Here is a 17,344-nt window from a genome sequence, read left to right on the forward strand (position 1 = left end):
CCAGTGTGATCAGCTCCATATACCGCCAAACGTGATCAAGCCGCCCCTTTCACGCCCCGTCCCGGAGGTACCACCCATGTCCCAGAGAAGGCGCAGGTCCTTGGCGCTGCTGACCTCGGGAGTCCTCGCACTGCCGCTGCTCGCGGGCTGCGGCGCCGGAGACGACGAGGGCGGTCCCGTGGCTGCCGGCCAGGACATCGCGGCGACGGCCCGCGACAAGGTCGCCGACGGCGGCGTGCTGCGCTGGGCCGTGGACGCCCTCCCGGACACCCTGAACACCTTCCAGGCCGACGCGGACGCCACCACCAACCGGATCGCCGGGGCGGTGCTGCCCCAGCTGTTCACGCTGGACGACAAGGGACGACCGGTGGCCAACCCGGACTACCTGGAGAAGGCCGAGGTCGTCGAGCGGGAGCCCAAGCAGGTCGTCCTGTACAAGCTGAACCAGCAGGCGGTGTGGAGCGACGGCCGCGAGATCGGCGCCGCCGACTTCGTGGCGCAGTGGCGGGCCCTGAACGGCAAGGACTCGGCGTACTGGACGGCCCGCAACGCCGGGTACGACCGGATCGAGAAGATCGAGCGCGGAAAGACCGACCTGGAGGTCAAGGTCACTTTCGCCAAGCCGTACACCGACTGGCGCTCCCTGTTCACCCCGCTCTACCCCAAGCAGGTCACCGGCACCCCGGACTCCTTCAACGAGGGGGCCCGCGGCACCCTCAAGGTCACCGCCGGGCCCTTCAACCTCGGCGCCATCGACAAGGGGACGGGCACCGCCGCGCTGACCCGCAACGCCCGCTGGTGGGGGCGGCCGGCCAAGCTGGACTCGCTGGTCCTGACCGCCGTTCCCCGGGCCCAGCGCCCGGCCGCGCTGGCCGCCGGCAAGGTCGACCTGGCGGAGATCGACCGCGCGGGCGCCGACCGCATCGCGGTGGCCCGCCGGGACGCGGAACGCTCTCCGGGCCCGGGCGGGGCCCCGGCGCACGGACCGGGCGCCTCGGTCACCCCGGCCCAGGCCACGCTGTCGTGGGCGGTCGCGAACGGCTCCGACGAGGGCAAGGCGGCGACGGAGCGGGAGACCCGCGCGCAGAACGCCGAGGCGGCCAAGAGCTACGCCGACGAGCAGTCGGCGCTGCGCACCTTCACGGTCCGCAAGTCCCTGGAGCCGGCCTACACGCAGCTCGCCCTGAACGGGGCCTCCGGCCCGCTGGCCGACGAGCGGGTCCGGCGGGCCGTGGCCCGGGCCCTGGACCGCAAGGAATTGGCCGAGATCGTACTGAAGCCCCTGGGCCTGCCGGCGAAGCCGGTCGGCAGCCACGTGGCGCTGGCCGGGCAGCGGGCGTACGCGGACAACAGTGACGCGCTCGGCGGCAAGGACATCCACGCCGCCGAGGCCCTGCTCGCGGACGCGGGCTGGCGCCGGGGCGGCAAGCTCACCGAGCCGTCGGGTGCGAAGGCCGGCTCCGAGAACGCGGAGGGCGACGGCCAGGACGACTCGAAGACCCCGTCGGGCCCGGGCACGGGCAACGACGGCCTCTACATCGTGGGCCAGGAGGACGAGCGCAACGGCGACACCCTGGAGCGCGGGATCCCGGCGGTCGGCGGAGAGGCGTTCGTGCAGGGAGGCCGGGGCGAACGGGTCTCCCCGGTGCCGGCCGCGGCCCTGCACGCGGAAGAGCAGAAGGCCGCGCTGCTGGCCCAGGCCGACGCCCTGGACGCGAAGAACCCGGGCGGGTCGGCGCGAGCGGCGGACGACGCGGACACGACGGCCGCCGACGACGCCAAGCGCGGTCCGGCCCGCGACGGCGAGGCCCCCGGGCCCGGCAAGGCCGGGACGGCCTCCCCGGCGCCGGCACCGGCCAAGCAGGCCCGTACCTCCGGCAACATGCTGGCCAAGGACGGCAAGGCGCTCAACCTGCGCTTCGTCCTCCCGGCCGGCCCCGGCTCCGAGGCCCTGCGCACGGTCGGCGAGCGGATCGCCCAGATGCTCCGCAAGGTCGGGGTGAGCACCGAGCTGACCAAGGTGGCCGACGAGAGCTTCTTCAAGGACCACATCGCCTCGGGCCAGTACGACCTGGCGCTGTACTCCTGGCCGGCGACGGCCTACCCGGCCACCGACGCCCGCCCCATCTTCGCCAAGCCGGAACCGGCAGCCGACGGCTCGCTGCTCGTCGAACAGAACTACACCCGGGTCGGTACCGACCACATCGACCAGCTGTTCGACCAGGCGCTCGGCGAGCTGGACGAGGACGCCTCGCGAGAGCTGATGCGCAAGGCGGACGCGCGGATCTGGGCCGCTGCCGGATCCATCCCGCTCTACCAGCGCCCCGAGCTGGTGGCCGCCAAGTCGAACCTGGCCAATGCGGGCGCCTTCGGCCTCGGCAGCCCCCACTTCCAGGACATCGGCTGGAAGAAGCCGCCGGCCGCGGCGAAAGACGAGGGGAAGAAGAAGTGACAAAACGGGGCCAGACAGATTGAGCTTCGACTCATAAGCTCAGATGTGACTCAAGTCGCTTGCCCGCCGGATCCTCCGGCGGGCAAGGTCGTAGATACCCGTTGACCCGCGGCAATACCCGTAATACCCCCAGCCGGGAACCCCCCACCCCGTACCCGGCCCTTCTCAGTCGTCCGGCCTCTTGACAGACCCCCCGGCGGGCGGTTCCCGCCACGCGACGTACGATGGGGTAAGGCCGTGGCAGGTTTTCCGCCCGGTCGAGGCTCGCGTGCCGGACCGTACGCGCTGCCATCCACGATCCCGGGAGAAGCGCCGAAGTGCCCACGCGCCACGACATCCGTAACGTCGCCATCGTCGCCCACGTCGACCATGGCAAGACGACCATCGTCGATGCCATGCTCAAGCAGGCCGGTGCCTTCGCCGCCCACCAGCACCTCGACGACCGCATGATGGACTCGAACGACCTGGAGCGTGAGAAGGGCATCACGATCCTCGCCAAGAACACGGCGGTGAAGTATCACCCCAAGGACGGCGGGGCCCCGATCACGATCAACATCATCGACACCCCCGGCCACGCCGACTTCGGTGGTGAGGTCGAGCGCGGTCTGTCGATGGTGGACGCCGTCGTTCTGCTGGTGGACGCCTCCGAGGGTCCGCTGCCCCAGACCCGCTTCGTCCTGCGCAAGGCCCTGCAGGCGAACATGCCGGTCATCCTCTGCATCAACAAGACGGACCGTCCGGACTCCCGGATCGACGAGGTCGTCAACGACACGTACGACCTCTTCCTGGACCTGGACGCCACCGAGGAGCAGATCGAGTTCCCGATCGTCTACGCCTGTGGCCGTGACGGCGTCGCCTCGCTGACCAAGCCCGAAGACGGCACCGTCCCCGCGGACAGCGACAGCCTGGAGCCGTTCTTCTCCACCATCCTGGAGCACGTCCCCGCCCCGGTGTACGACGACGAGGCGCCCCTCCAGGCCCACGTCACCAACCTGGACGCCGACAACTTCCTCGGCCGCATCGCGCTGCTCCGCGTCGAGCAGGGCGAGCTGCGCAAGGGCCAGACCGTCGCGTGGATCAAGCGTGACGGTTCGATGTCGAACGTCCGCATCACCGAGCTGATGATGACCGAGGCGCTCACCCGCAAGCCGGCCGAGGTCGCCGGCCCCGGTGACATCTGTGCCGTCGCCGGTATCCCGGACATCATGATCGGCGAGACCCTGGCCGACCCGGAGAACCCGATCGCGCTTCCGCTGATCTCGGTCGACGAGCCGGCGATCTCCATGACCATCGGTACGAACACCTCCCCGATGGTCGGCCGCGGCGGCAGCGGCAAGGGCGCGGACGCCAAGTCCGCGGTCAAGGACCGCAAGGTCACCGCCCGCCAGGTCAAGGACCGTCTGGACCGCGAGCTGATCGGTAACGTCTCGCTCCGCGTCCTCGACACCGAGCGCCCGGACGCCTGGGAGGTCCAGGGCCGTGGTGAGCTCGCGCTCGCCATCCTGGTCGAGCAGATGCGCCGCGAGGGCTTCGAGCTGACCATCGGCAAGCCCCAGGTCGTCACGCAGGAGATCGACGGCAAGGTGCACGAGCCGGTCGAGCGCATGACGGTCGACGTGCCCGAGGAGCACATGGGTGCGGTCACGCAGCTCATGGGTGTCCGCAAGGGCCGCATGGACAACATGTCGAACCACGGCTCCGGCTGGGTCCGCATGGAGTTCGTCGTCCCGTCGCGCGGCCTCATCGGCTTCCGCACGGAGTTCCTGACCAACACCCGCGGTACGGGCATCGCCCACTCGATCCACGAGGGCCACGAGCCGTGGTTCGGCCAGCTGGTGACCCGCAACAACGGTTCGCTGGTCGCCGACCGCGCCGGTTCGGTCACGCCGTTCGCGATGATCAACCTGCAGGAGCGCGGCGTCCTGTTCACCGAGCCCGGCACCGAGGTGTACGAGGGCATGATCGTCGGCGAGAACTCGCGCTCCGACGACATGGACGTGAACATCACCAAGGAGAAGAAGCTCACCAACATGCGTGCGGCTTCCGCGGACAACACCGAGAACGTGGTGCCGCCCCGCAGGCTCTCCCTGGAGCAGTCCCTGGAGTTCTGCCGCGACGACGAGTGCGTCGAGGTGACCCCCGAGGCCGTCCGTATCCGCAAGGTCGTCCTGGACCAGAAGGACCGCTCGCGCACCGCGTCGCGCGCCAAGTCCGGCAAGTAGGTCCGACCATCGCTTCCGGTACGTAGGAAGTGGGCCCCGCGGGGCCGTCGTTCCACCGACAACCCCTTCACCACGGCTTCGTGGGGGAGGGGTTGTTGCCTTTTGTCAAGCGGATTGTTGCGTTCCAGTGTCCACGGTGTCCGTATACCGACCGTGACACTCCGGATGGTGAGCTAACAGTCCGTTTCGCACGTGTCTGTCTCCTATCCGTTTGTCCGGATTTCGGGTTTTCGCCGTGCGGTGATGTTGTGAAAACGAGACCAGTTAAGTGTGGTTTACGGTCAGGCCGTCCCTGAGGATGGCTCCATTGAGCTCGGGTCAATGGGTCACACGCTGTGGGGAGCGTCGACTCACGAGCACACTCGGGGCACTGTTCATCTCGCCGTCAGGGGTGTCGGCGAAGCGTGCATGTGTCCCGCACATCAAACAGTGGACTCATGAGGAGGAAACCCATGCGCGGTGCCAAGAGCGCCAAGTGGGTAGCGGGCGCGATTGTCGTCGCCCTGGCTGCGACCGCCTGCGGTGGCAACGACAAGGGCGACGCCGCCGGCAAGGGTGAGGTTGACCCGAACGGCATCTACTCCGTCGAGGTGGGCGAGCCCGAAAAGCTCCTCCAGCCGGCCGACACGATGGAGTCCAACGGATCGATCGTCATGTCCGGGCTGTTCTCGCAGCTCGTCGACTACGACGCCGACGGCAAGCTGACCATGGTCAACGCCGAGTCGGTCGACTCCAAGGACAGCAAGCTCTGGACCGTCAAGCTCAAGCCGGGCTGGACCTTCCACGACGGCACCAAGGTGACCGCCGACTCGTACGTCAAGGCCTGGAACTGGGCCGCGAACATCGACAACAAGCAGGGCAACGCGTCCTGGTTCGCGGACATCAAGGGCTTCGACGCCGTCCACCCCGAGGCCGAGGGCGCCAAGCCCACCGGCACCGCGATGGAGGGCCTGAAGGTCGTCGACGAGAACACCTTCACCATTGAGCTCGCCAACGCCGTCCCGTACTTCGCGTACAAGCTCGGCTACGAGGTCTTCTCCCCGCTGCCCGAGTCCTTCTACAAGGACCCGAAGGCCGCCGGTGAGAAGCCGGTCGGCAACGGCCCCTACAAGTTCAAGTCGTGGGAGCACAAGAAGCAGATCGAGCTCACCCGCTTCGACGAGTACAAGGGCGAGAACAAGGCGAAGAACGGTGGTGTGATCCTCAAGAACTACTCCACCCTCGAAACCGCCTACGAGGACCTGAAGTCGGGCAACGTCGACGTCCTGCGTCAGATCGGCCCGAAGGACCTCCCGGTCTACCGCGCCGACCTCGGCGACCGTGCCGTGGACCAGGCGTACTCGGCCGTCCAGACCCTGGCCATCGCGTTCTACGCCGACCAGTGGAAGACCCCGAAGCCGGTCGACCCCAAGGTCATCCAGGGTCTGTCGATGGCGATCGACCGTGACACCATCACCAAGACCGTGCTCCAGGGCACCCGCGAGCCGGCCACGGGCTGGGTCGCCAAGGGCGTCCTCGGCTACACGCCGAACGCCACCGGTGACGTCACCAAGTTCAACCCGGCCAAGGCCAAGGAGCTCATCACCGCGGGTGGTGGCGTTCCGAACAACGAGATCTCCATCCAGTTCAACTCGGATGGCGGTCACAAGGAATGGGTCGACGCTGTCTGCAACAGCATCACCCAGGCCACCGGCGTCAAGTGCACCGGCGACGCCAAGCCCGACTTCCAGGCCGACCTCCAGGCCCGTAAGTCCAAGCAGGTCAAGTCGATCTACCGCTCCGGCTGGGTCCTCGACTACCCGGTGAACGCCAACTTCATCAGCGACCTGTTCCGTACGGGCGCCGGCGGCAACCAGGGCGGCTTCTCCAACCCCGACCTGGACGCGAAGATCGCTGCTGCTGACACCGCCGCGTCCCTGGACGAGTCGGTCAAGGCCTACCAGGCCATCGAGAAGGACCTGGTGAACTACATGCCGTCGATCCCGCTCTGGTACTACAAGGTCAACGCGGGCTTCTCGGAGAAGGTCCAGAACGTGAAGTACGCCCAGGACGGCGACCCGATCCTCGAAGGCGTCGAGGTCAAGAAGTAAGTCCCACAGCGTAATTCCGCTCGACGGATGTGGGCCGGCGGGGAGCCGGCCCGCATCCGGGCCTAAATGCAGAGCCTCGGGGGGCCCTTTCGCGACGCAGTGACGATCCCGTCACGTGCGTGCGTGGCGAAAGGGCCCGTCCGGCTGCCTCTGCCGCATCTTCTACGGAGGCATGATGGGGCGCTACGTCGCACGACGACTGCTCCAGATGATTCCGGTCTTCTTCGGGACGACCGCGCTCATCTTCTTTATGGTCTACAGCCTGCCCGGCGACCCCGTGGCCGGTCTCTTCGGTGACAAGGGAACAGACCCTGCCACGCTGGCCGCACTCCGGCACGAGCACGGGCTCGACCTGCCGGTATGGCACCAGTACTACAACTACATCACCGGCATCCTGTTCCACTTCGACTTCGGACAGCAGATCCGCAGTGGACGTGAGATCACGGACGTCATCGGATCCGCCTTCCCGGTCACGCTCCGCCTGGCTTTCCTGGCCTTCGCCATCGAGATCGTCCTGGGTCTGGCCCTCGGAATCGTCGCGGGCCTCAAGGCCGGCAAGCTGGTCGACAACCTGGTCCTGATCCTCACGCTGCTGATCATCTCGATGCCGGTCTTCGTGCTCGGGTTCATCGTGAAGTCGGTGTTCGCCTTCCAGCTCGGCTGGATCGACCCCAACGTCAGCAACAAGGAGACGTGGGGCGAACTCATCGCGCCGGCCATCGTGCTCGGATCGCTGTCCCTCGCCTACGTGGCCCGCCTGACCCGCACCTCGATGGCCGAGAACCTGCGCTCGGACTACATGCGCACCGCCGTTGCCAAGGGCCTGCCCAAGCGACGCGTCATCGGTGTGCACCTGATGCGCAACTCGATGATCCCCGTCGTGACCTTCCTGGGTACCGACATCGGCGCCCTCATGGGCGGCGCCGTCGTCACCGAAGGCATCTTCAACGTCAAGGGTGTCGGTGGCCTGATCTACGACTCGGTCATCCGCCGCGAGGGCCTGACCGTGGTCGGTGTCGTCACCGTCCTGGTCGTCGTGTACCTCATAGCCAGCCTGCTCGTCGACCTCCTCTACGCGGTCATGGACCCGAGGATCCGGTATGCCTGACATGACCAAGACCGAAGTCGTTTCGACCGAGGGCGCCGTCGCCCCCGTCGACGCGATCGCACCCGTCACCAAGGAGAAGGCGCGCAGCCTCTGGGGCGACGCCTGGGCCGACCTGCGTCGCAACCCGTACTTCGTCGTCTCCGCGGCGCTGATCCTCATACTCCTCGTGATCGCGACCTTCCCGGGCTGGTTCACCAGTGCCGACCCCACCAAGGGCGACCTGGTCCACCACTTCCTCGGCAAGCCGGAACTCGCCAAGGTCGGTTCGCCCGACTGGCTCGGGTACGACGGCCAGGGGCGCAGCGTCTACGCCCGCCTGATCTACGGCACCCGGGCCTCGATCATCGTCGCCACCTGCGTGACCCTGATCGTCACCGTCGTCGGCGGCGTCACGGGCATGATCGCCGGTTACTTCGGCGGCCTCACGGACACGCTCATCTCGGGGATCACCAACATCTTCTTCGGCATCCCCTTCCTGCTCGGCTCGATGGTCGTCCTCCAGGCCTTCACCAAGCGCACGGTGTGGACGGTCGTCTTCGCCCTGGCCTTCCTGGGATGGACGCAGATCACCCGCGTCATGCGCGGTTCGGTCATCACCGTGAAGCAGGCGGACTACGTGCACGCCGCGAAGGCGCTGGGCGCCGGCACCACCCGCATCCTGCTGCGGCACATCCTGCCGAACGCCATGGCACCCGTGATCGTGGTGTCCACGATCGCGCTCGGCGGCTACATCGCGGCCGAGGCGACCCTGTCCTACCTGGGTCTGGGTCTCGCGTCCCCGACCATCTCGTGGGGTGTCGACATCTCCGCCGGTGCCGCACAGATCCGAGTGGCGCAGCACATCCTGCTGTACCCCTCGATCATGCTGAGCATCACCGTCCTCGCCTTCATCATGCTCGGCGAAGCGGTGCGCAACGCCCTCGACCCGAAGCTGCGCTGAGGAGGGCGTAAGTGATCACCATGGACAACACCAGTACAGTTCCCTCCCCGCGTGACGGGAACCCGCAGACCCCGCTCCTCGAAGTGCGCGACCTGCACGTGGAGTTCCACACCCGTGACGGCGTGGCCAAGGCCGTCAACGGCGTCAACTACTCGGTCGGCGCCGGCGAGACCCTCGCCGTCCTCGGCGAGTCCGGCTCGGGCAAGTCCGTCACCGCCCAGGCCATCATGGGCATCCTCGACATGCCTCCCGGCAAGATCCCGCAGGGCGAGATCTTCTTCCGCGGCCAGGACATGCTCAAGATGAGCTTCGAGGAGCGGCGCAAGCTCCGCGGCCGGAAGATCGCCATGATCTTCCAGGACGCGCTGTCCTCGCTGAACCCGGTGCTCACCGTCGGCTACCAGCTGGGCGAGATGTTCCGCGTCCACCAGGGCCTGTCGAAGAAGGAAGCCCGGCTCAAGGCCATCGAGCTGATGGACAAGGTGAAGATCCCGGCTGCGAAGCAGCGCGTGGACGATTACCCCCACCACTTCTCGGGCGGTATGCGCCAGCGCATCATGATCGCCATGGCGATCGCGCTGGAGCCGGACCTGATCATCGCCGACGAGCCGACCACGGCCCTCGACGTGACCGTCCAGGCACAGGTCATGGACCTGCTCGCGGAGCTCCAGCGCGAGCTGAACATGGGCCTGATCCTGATCACCCACGACCTCGGCGTCGTCGCCGACGTCGCGGACAAGATCGCGGTCATGTACGCCGGCCGGATCGTCGAGACGGCTCCCGTGCACGAGATCTACAAGCGGCCGGCCCACCCGTACACGCGGGGCCTGCTCGACTCGATCCCGCGCCTGGACCAGAAGGGCCAGGAGCTCTTCGCGATCAAGGGCCTGCCGCCCAACCTCCTGCGACTGCCGACCGGCTGCTCGTTCAACCCGCGCTGCACCGTCGCGCAGGACATCTGCCGTTCCGACGTCCCCCTGCTCCAGGTGGTCAGCGAGCAGGACGGCTCCGAGCTGCCCGGCCGCGCCAGCGCCTGCCACTTCTGGAAGGAGCAGCTCCATGGCTGAGCTCACCAAGAACGCCCCCGAGCGCGAGCCGATCCTCCAGGTCCGCAACCTGGTCAAGCACTTCCCGCTGACCCAGGGCATCCTGTTCAAGAAGCAGGTCGGCGCGGTCAAGGCCGTCGACGGCATCAGCTTCGACCTGTACCAGGGCGAGACGCTGGGCATCGTCGGCGAGTCCGGGTGTGGCAAGTCCACCGTCGCCAAGCTGCTGATGAACCTGGAGCGGGCCACTGCCGGCGAGGTCTTCTACAAGGGCCAGGACATCACCAAGCTGTCCGGGCGCGCGTTGAAGGCCGTCCGCCGCAACATCCAGATGGTGTTCCAGGACCCGTACACGTCGCTGAACCCGCGCATGACGGTCGGCGACATCATCGGGGAGACCTACGAGATCCACCCCGAGGTGGCTCCGAAGGGCGACCGGCGCCGCAAGGTCCAGGAGCTCCTGGACGTCGTGGGCCTGAACCCGGAGTACATCAACCGGTACCCGCACCAGTTCTCCGGCGGCCAGCGCCAGCGCATCGGCATCGCCCGCGGCCTCGCGCTCAACCCGGAGATCATCATCTGCGACGAGCCGGTCTCCGCGCTCGACGTGTCGGTGCAGGCGCAGGTCATCAACCTGATGGAGAAGCTGCAGGACGAGTTCAACCTCTCCTACATCTTCATCGCGCACGACCTCTCGATCGTCCGGCACATCTCGGACCGCGTGGGCGTCATGTACCTGGGCAAGATGGCCGAGATCGGTACCGACACCGAGATCTACGACCACCCGACGCACCCCTACACCCAGGCGCTGCTGTCGGCGGTCCCGGTTCCGGACCCGGAGGCCCGCGCCCACCGCGAGCGGATCATCCTCACGGGTGACGTGCCCTCCCCGGCCAACCCGCCGTCGGGCTGCCGCTTCCGCACCCGCTGCTGGAAGGCGGAGGAGCGGTGCTCCACGGAGGAGCCGCTCCTGGCGATCCCGACGCGCTTCGAGGGTGTCAACACCTTCGCCGCGCACGAGTCGGCCTGCCACTTCGCCGAGGAGAAGGCCGTTCTGGGAGTCTGATCCTGCCGAACACCGGACGGGGCACGGCCGATTCCGGCTGTGCCCCGTCCGTGTTTCTCCCAGCGACATCCGAGGAGGCAAGTAGCCATGCGTGCAGCGAGCAAGTGGGTCGCCGGTGCCGTCGTCGTGGCGACGGCCGCCACGGCATGCAGCGCCGGACAGGACGAGACGGCCCACAGGACCGGCGGCCACGTCAACGTGGTGCTCACCGAACCGCAGCACGGACTGGTGGGCCAGGAGACGGCCGAGTCCGAGGGGGCCGAGGTCCTCCACGCACTCTTCACCGGCCTGGTCTCCTACGACAACAGGACCAACGAGCCGAAGCTCGCGATCGCCGAGTCCATCGACACCACGGACTCGAAGACGTGGACGATCAGGATCAAGGACGGCTTCACCTTCCACAACGGTGAGAAGGTCGACGCGCAGTCCTTCGTCCGGGCCTGGAACTGGGGCGCGGACCAGGAGAACACCGCCGAGGCGATGGGCTTCTTCTCGAAGATCGAGGGCTCCGACGAGCTGGCCCCGGGCGCGGGCAAGACGCCCACCGCCAAGGAGCTCAAGGGCCTGCGGATCATCGACGACAGGACGTTCACCGTCACCCTGAAGGCGCCGTTCTCCCAGTTCAAGACCATGCTGGGGTACAACGCCTTCTACCCGCTGCCCCGGGCTTTCGAGGCCGACCCGAAGGCCTTCGGCGAGTCCCCGATCGGAAACGGGCCGTTCCGCATGGACGGCACCTGGGAGCACAACAAGCAGATCAAGCTCAGGAAGTACGACAAGTACCCGGCCGAGGGCCGCGCGAAGCTCGACAGCGTGACCTTCAAGATCTACGACAATCCGGACGGCGCCTACGACGACCTGCGCAAGAACAAGCTGCAGATCGTCGACAGGCTGCCGGTCTCGTCGCTCCCGACCGTCGCCGAGGAGTTCGGCGACCGCTACGTCTACAAGCCGGAAGCGTCCGTCGGCTACATCGGCTTCCCGCTGGCGGCCAACCCCGGGGCCTTCGGCAAGGCCGGGATCCGCAAGGCGATCTCGATGGCGATCGACCGGGACGCCATCTCCAAGACCGTCTTCAACGGGACCCGCAAGCGGGCCGACGACTTCATCAGCCCGATCGTCCCCGGCTACCGCAAGGGCGCACTGGGCGAGGCAGGCACGTACAACCCGGCCAAGGCGAAGGCGCTGTTCCAGGAGAACGGCGGCCTCCCGGGCAACGCACTGGAGCTCGGCTACAACGAGGACGGCGGCCACAAGGAGTGGATCCGGGCCGTAGCCTCCCAGCTGAAGGCGAACCTCGGAATCGAGGTCACCACCAAGCCGTTCCCGAGCTCAGGCGACCTGACCGACGCCGTCAAGGCCGGGACGTTCAAGGGCGCCTTCCGCATGGGCTGGGGCATGGACTACCCCGCGGCGGAGAACTACCTGCGGCCGGTCTTCTCGAAGGAAGCCATCGCCAACGGCTCCAACTTCGGGCGCTACGAGAACGCCGAGTTCGAGGCCACCCTCGCCGCCGCCGACAGCGCGACCGATCCGGCCACGAGCCTGAAGCTCTACCAGAAGGCCGACGACATCGTCATCCGGGACCTCCCGTACATCCCGGTCTTCACCTACATGTCCGCCGTGGCCTACTCCACCTCCGTGAAGAACGTAGAGGTCGACGCCCAGGGCCGCATCGACCTGGCGCACGTCGAGCTCAACTGACACGAAAGGCAGTTGCGGTCGCGCCGCGGCCGGGCGGACAGTGGCCCGATGATCGGGACACCGCACGACCGCCGAGGCCCGCGCACGCTGACCGTACGGCCCGCCGGGCCCGGGGACGCGTCCGACATCTGCTCCCTCCTCAACGCGGTCGACGCCATCGAGATCGGCAGACCGGAGACCGACCTCGCGGCCGTCGAAGCCGATCTCCACCACCCCGACGTCGACCTGGCCAAGGACTCCTGGCTGGCGTTCGAGGACGGCCGGCTCGTGGCCTACGCCCTGGTGTGGGCCGACTCCGGACCCGGCAGGGCCGACTCCGAGCACTACGTGCTGCCCGGTCACCGCGCAGCCGCCGTCCGGCTGCTGGAGCTCATGGAGGTCCGGGCCCGCGAGCTCACCGCCGGCGCGGGGCGGGCCGTCCTGCGGCTCCAGGTCAACCCGAAGTCCACGCTCGACGCCGACGTGCTGCCCGACCGCGGCTACCGCACCGTCCGCCACTACCAGGTGATGACCCGGGGCCTGTCGGCCGCCGACCTGCCTCCCGCCCCGCCCGAGGGACTCGTCCTGCGGGACTGCGCCGCCGACGGGGCCGACCGCCGCCGGGCCCACGCCCTGGTCGAGGACACCTTCGCCGCCCACTTCGGCCATGTGGAGCGCCCGTACGAGGCCTGGCTGGACCACCTCGACGCCCGTGCCCTCGACTGGTCGCTCGTGTGGATCGCGAGCCTGCCCCCGGTCGGCGACGTGGGCGTCCTGCTGACCCGCGACGACCGCACCAGCATGGGCTGGCTCAGCCACCTCGGCGTCCGCGCCGACCTGCGCGGGCGGGGCATCGGCGGCTTCCTGCTGCGCCACGGCTTCGCCGCCTACGCGGCCCGCGGCCGGGACACCGTCGGCCTCGGCGTGGACGTCCACAACGAGAGCGGCGCGCTCGCGCTGTACGAGGCCCACGGCATGCGCCTGCACTTCGCCGTCGACACGTGGGAGCTGACATTGCACTCGCAGGGGTGACAGCCGGGAGACGCGAGGGCGCAATCGGTCCAACGAAGAGCGTTCCGGCCCCCACATAGGGTGACATTGGGCCCTAAGTGAGTCTTGGGAGCCATAGGAGGCACTCCATGCGCGGAGCCACCCACGCCAAGTGGGCCGCATGTGCGGTGGCCGTCGCCCTCGCGGCGACGGCCTGCGGCGGTAGCGACAGCGGCGGGGGCGGCGGCAGTGGCGCGGGAATCGTCAGTTCCTCCTGGGGTGACCCGCAGAACCCGCTGGAGCCGGCCAACACCAACGAGGTGCAGGGCGGCAAGGTCCTCGACATGCTCTTCCGGGGCCTCAAACGGTACGACCCGAAGACCGGCGAGGCGACGAACATGCTCGCCGAGAAAATCGAGACGACCGACAGCCAGAACTTCACGGTCACCCTGAAGGACGGCTGGAAGTTCAGCAACGACGAGCCGGTCACCGCCCAGTCATTCGTCGACGCCTGGAACTACGGCGCGGACGTCCGCAACAAGCAGAACAACGCACCGTTCTTCTCGAACATCGTGGGCTACGACGACCTCCACCCCGCCTCCGGCGAGCCCAAGGCCAAAACGATGTCCGGGCTGGTCGTCAAGGACCCCAAGACCTTCACCGTCGCCCTGAAGAACAAGTTCTCCACCTGGCCCGAGACCCTCGGCTACCAGGCCTTCTCCCCGCTGCCCAAGGCCTTCTTCACCGACCACGCCGGCTGGCTGAACAAGCCGATCGGCAACGGCCCGTACACGGTGGACTCGTACACCAAGGGCACCGGCATGAAGCTGCGCGCCTGGGACGCCTACCCGGGTGAGGACAAGGCACAGAACAGCGGCGTCGACCTCAAGGTCTACACCGACAGCAACACGGCGTACACGGACCTGATCTCCGGCAACCTCGACCTCGTCGACGACGTCCCCGCCCAGCAGCTCAAGAACGTCAAGAACGACCTCGGCGACCGGTACATCAACCAGCCGGCCCTCATCATCCAGACCCTCACCTTCCCGCTGTACGACCCGCAGTGGAACAAGGAGGGGATGGAGAACGTCCGCCGCGGCATCTCGATGGCGATCAACCGCGACGAGATCACCAAGCAGATCTTCCGGGAGACCCGCACCCCCGCCAAGGACTGGACCTCCCCGGCCCTCGGCGAGAAGGGCGGCTTCAACGCCACCCTGTGCGGTGACGCCTGCAAGTTCGACCCCGCGGCGGCCAAGAAGCTCATCCAGGACGCCGGCGGGCTCCCCGGCGGCAAGGTCACGCTGACGTCGAACGTGGACACCGGCTCGCACCGCGAGTGGATGGACGCCGTCTGCAACAGCATCAACAACGCGCTCGGCGAGGGCCCGGTCTGCACGGTCAACCCGGTCGGCACCTTCGCCGACTTCCGCAACCAGCAGAGCGCCTTCAAGCTGACCGGGCCCTTCCGCTCCGGCTGGCAGGCCGACTACCCGCTGATCCAGAACTTCCTCCAGCCGCTCTACTACACCGGCGCCTCCTCCAACTACGGCAAGTTCAGCAATCCGGAGTTCGACAAGCTCGTCGACGAGGCCAACCAGCAGAGCGACGCGGCCCAGGCCATCGCGAAGTTCCAGGACTCCGAGAAGATCCTCGCCGCGCAGATGCCGTCCATCCCGCTCTGGTACCAGAACGGCAGCGCGGGCTACGCAGAACGGCTCTCCGACGTCGCACTCAACCAGTTCAGCGTCCCCGTCTACAACGAGATCAAGGTCAGCTGACCCCCTGTCGGATCGATCCTGGAGCAGTCCATGGGACGTTATGTGATCCGGCGGCTGCTCCAGATGATCCCGGTGTTCATCGGCAGCACGTTCCTGATCTTCTTCATGGTGTACGCCCTCGGCGACCCGGTCGCGGCCCTCTTCGGCGACAAGGCGCCCGACCCCGCCACCGCCGCGCGCATCCGCAAGGACCTCTACCTCGACCGGCCCCTGTGGGAGCAGTACCTCCACTACATGGGCCAGATCTTCAAGGGCGACTTCGGCACGGCCTTCAACGGCCAGCCGGTCACCGAGCTGATGGCCTCGGCCTTCCCCGTCACCCTGCGCCTGACCATGGTCGCGATCTTCTTCGAGATCGTCATCGGCATCACCCTCGGCGTCATCAGCGGGCTGCGCCGGGGCAAGTCCGTCGACACGAGCGTGCTGGTGCTCACCCTCGTCGTCATCTCCGTACCGACGTTCGTGACGGGCTATGTGCTCCAGTACCTCTTCGGCGTCAAATGGGGCTGGGTACGGCCCACCGTCTCCCCGGACGCCCCCTTCAACGAGCTGATCCTGCCCGGCATCGTCCTCGCACTGGTCTCCCTCGCGTACGTCACCCGGCTCTCGCGCACCTCCATCGCCGAGAACGTCAAGGCCGACTACGTGCGCACCGCCACCGCCAAGGGCCTGCCGCGCCGCCGGGTCGTCACCCGCCACCTGCTGCGCAACTCGCTCATCCCCGTCGTGACCTTCATCGGCACCGACATCGGCGCCCTGATGGGCGGCGCCATCGTCACCGAGCGGATCTTCAACATCCACGGCGTCGGCTACCAGCTCTACCAGGGCATCCTGCGCAACAACTCCCCGACGGTGGTCGGCTTCGTGACCATCCTCGTCATCGTCTTCCTGCTGGCGAACCTGCTCGTCGACCTGCTCTACGCGGTCCTGGACCCGAGGATCCGTTATGCCTGAGCGCAGCGAGCCCGTCTACGACCCATTGGAACCAGGAGAGGGGGAGGCCATCGCACCCACCGGCCAGGGCGGACCCATGGATCTCGCGCTCGACGAGGCCGAGAGCCTGGAGCGGCCCCTCGGCGACGCCCCCACCGGGCGCGGCCCGCAGGAGAAGGCCCGCTCCCTGTGGTCCGACGCCTGGCACCAGCTGCGCCGCAACCCCGTCTTCATCATCTCCTCGCTGATGATCCTCTTCCTCCTGATCATCGCGATCTGGCCGCAGCTGATCGCGAGCGGCGACCCGCTCCAGTGCGACCTGTCCAAGTCCCAGCAGGGCTCCGCCCCCGGCCACCCCTTCGGCTACGACACCCAGGGCTGCGACGTCTACACCCGTACCGTCTACGGAGCCCGCGCCTCCATCACCGTCGGCGTCTGCGCCACCCTCGGCGCCGCCCTGCTCGGCTCGGTCCTCGGCGGGCTCGCCGGGTTCTTCGGCGGCTGGGGCGACGCGTTGCTCTCCCGGGTCGCGGACATCTTCTTCGGCATCCCCGTCGTCCTCGGCGGCCTGGTCTTCCTGTCCGTGGTCACCAGCACGACCGTCTGGCCGGTCGTCGGCTTCATCGTGCTCCTCGGCTGGCCGCAGATCGCCCGCATCGGCCGCGGCTCCGTCATCACCGCCAAACAGAACGACTACGTCCAGGCCGCCCGGGCCCTCGGCGCCGGCAACGGCCGGATGCTGCTGCGGCACGTGGCACCCAATGCCGTCGCCCCCGTCATCGTCGTCGCCACCATCGCCCTGGGCACGTACATCGCCCTGGAGGCCACCCTGTCCTTCCTCGGCGTCGGCCTGCGCCCGCCCACCGTCTCCTGGGGCATCGACATCTCCAACGCGGCCCCGCAGATCCGCAACGCCCCCCACATGCTGCTCTGGCCGGCGGGCGCGCTGAGCCTGACCGTGCTCGCGTTCATCATGCTCGGCGACGCGGTCCGCGACGCCCTCGACCCCAAGCTGCGCTGAGGAGTGGGCACC

General features: G+C 68.0%; 12 protein-coding genes. All 12 read left to right on the plus strand.

Features of this window, described 5'->3' with window-relative positions; translation table 11 throughout:
- The first annotated feature begins 76 nt into the window (after positions 1-76).
- Positions 77-2,452, plus strand: a complete 2,376-nt coding sequence (locus OHA65_RS24265) for an ABC transporter family substrate-binding protein (RefSeq protein ID WP_327285233.1) — start codon at positions 77-79, stop codon at positions 2,450-2,452.
- Between the two features lie 317 nt (positions 2,453-2,769).
- A complete protein-coding gene (typA, locus tag OHA65_RS24270; RefSeq protein ID WP_327285234.1) occupies positions 2,770-4,674 on the plus strand; it encodes a translational GTPase TypA in 1,905 nt (634 codons plus the stop codon).
- A 452-nt stretch (positions 4,675-5,126) separates the two neighbouring features.
- Positions 5,127-6,764 (plus strand): ABC transporter substrate-binding protein, encoded by a 1,638-nt coding sequence (locus tag OHA65_RS24275; protein WP_327285235.1) that lies wholly within the window; start codon positions 5,127-5,129, stop codon positions 6,762-6,764.
- 175 nt (positions 6,765-6,939) lie between these two features.
- Positions 6,940-7,872: an ABC transporter permease gene (locus OHA65_RS24280; protein WP_327285766.1), complete on the plus strand. Its 933-nt coding sequence runs from the start codon at positions 6,940-6,942 to the stop codon at positions 7,870-7,872.
- Complete coding sequence (locus tag OHA65_RS24285; RefSeq protein WP_327285236.1) at positions 7,865-8,812, plus strand: ABC transporter permease; 948 nt, start codon at positions 7,865-7,867, stop codon at positions 8,810-8,812. The genes OHA65_RS24280 and OHA65_RS24285 overlap by 8 nt, the downstream gene beginning before the upstream one ends.
- A gap of 20 nt (positions 8,813-8,832) precedes the next feature.
- On the plus strand, positions 8,833-9,879 hold the full coding sequence (locus tag OHA65_RS24290; RefSeq protein WP_371646917.1) for an ABC transporter ATP-binding protein: 1,047 nt from the start codon (positions 8,833-8,835) through the stop codon (positions 9,877-9,879).
- Positions 9,872-10,924 carry a dipeptide ABC transporter ATP-binding protein gene (locus tag OHA65_RS24295; protein ID WP_327285238.1) on the plus strand — a complete coding sequence of 351 codons (1,053 nt, stop codon included), beginning with the start codon at positions 9,872-9,874 and terminating at the stop codon, positions 10,922-10,924. The genes OHA65_RS24290 and OHA65_RS24295 overlap by 8 nt, the downstream gene beginning before the upstream one ends.
- A gap of 87 nt (positions 10,925-11,011) precedes the next feature.
- Complete coding sequence (locus OHA65_RS24300) at positions 11,012-12,628, plus strand: ABC transporter substrate-binding protein (RefSeq protein ID WP_329314450.1); 1,617 nt, start codon at positions 11,012-11,014, stop codon at positions 12,626-12,628.
- Between the two features lie 48 nt (positions 12,629-12,676).
- Complete coding sequence (locus OHA65_RS24305; protein WP_327285240.1) at positions 12,677-13,639, plus strand: GNAT family N-acetyltransferase; 963 nt, start codon at positions 12,677-12,679, stop codon at positions 13,637-13,639.
- A gap of 107 nt (positions 13,640-13,746) precedes the next feature.
- Positions 13,747-15,378 carry an ABC transporter substrate-binding protein gene (locus OHA65_RS24310; RefSeq protein WP_405762417.1) on the plus strand — a complete coding sequence of 544 codons (1,632 nt, stop codon included), beginning with the start codon at positions 13,747-13,749 and terminating at the stop codon, positions 15,376-15,378.
- 30 nt (positions 15,379-15,408) lie between these two features.
- A complete protein-coding gene (locus OHA65_RS24315) occupies positions 15,409-16,332 on the plus strand; it encodes an ABC transporter permease (protein WP_327285242.1) in 924 nt (307 codons plus the stop codon).
- Positions 16,325-17,332 carry an ABC transporter permease gene (locus tag OHA65_RS24320; RefSeq protein ID WP_405762418.1) on the plus strand — a complete coding sequence of 336 codons (1,008 nt, stop codon included), beginning with the start codon at positions 16,325-16,327 and terminating at the stop codon, positions 17,330-17,332. The genes OHA65_RS24315 and OHA65_RS24320 overlap by 8 nt, the downstream gene beginning before the upstream one ends.
- Positions 17,333-17,344: the final 12 nt, after the last annotated feature.

Origin of the sequence: Streptomyces sp. NBC_00045, from assembly GCF_045041095.1 — a bacterium.
GTDB lineage: Bacteria > Actinomycetota > Actinomycetes > Streptomycetales > Streptomycetaceae > Streptomyces.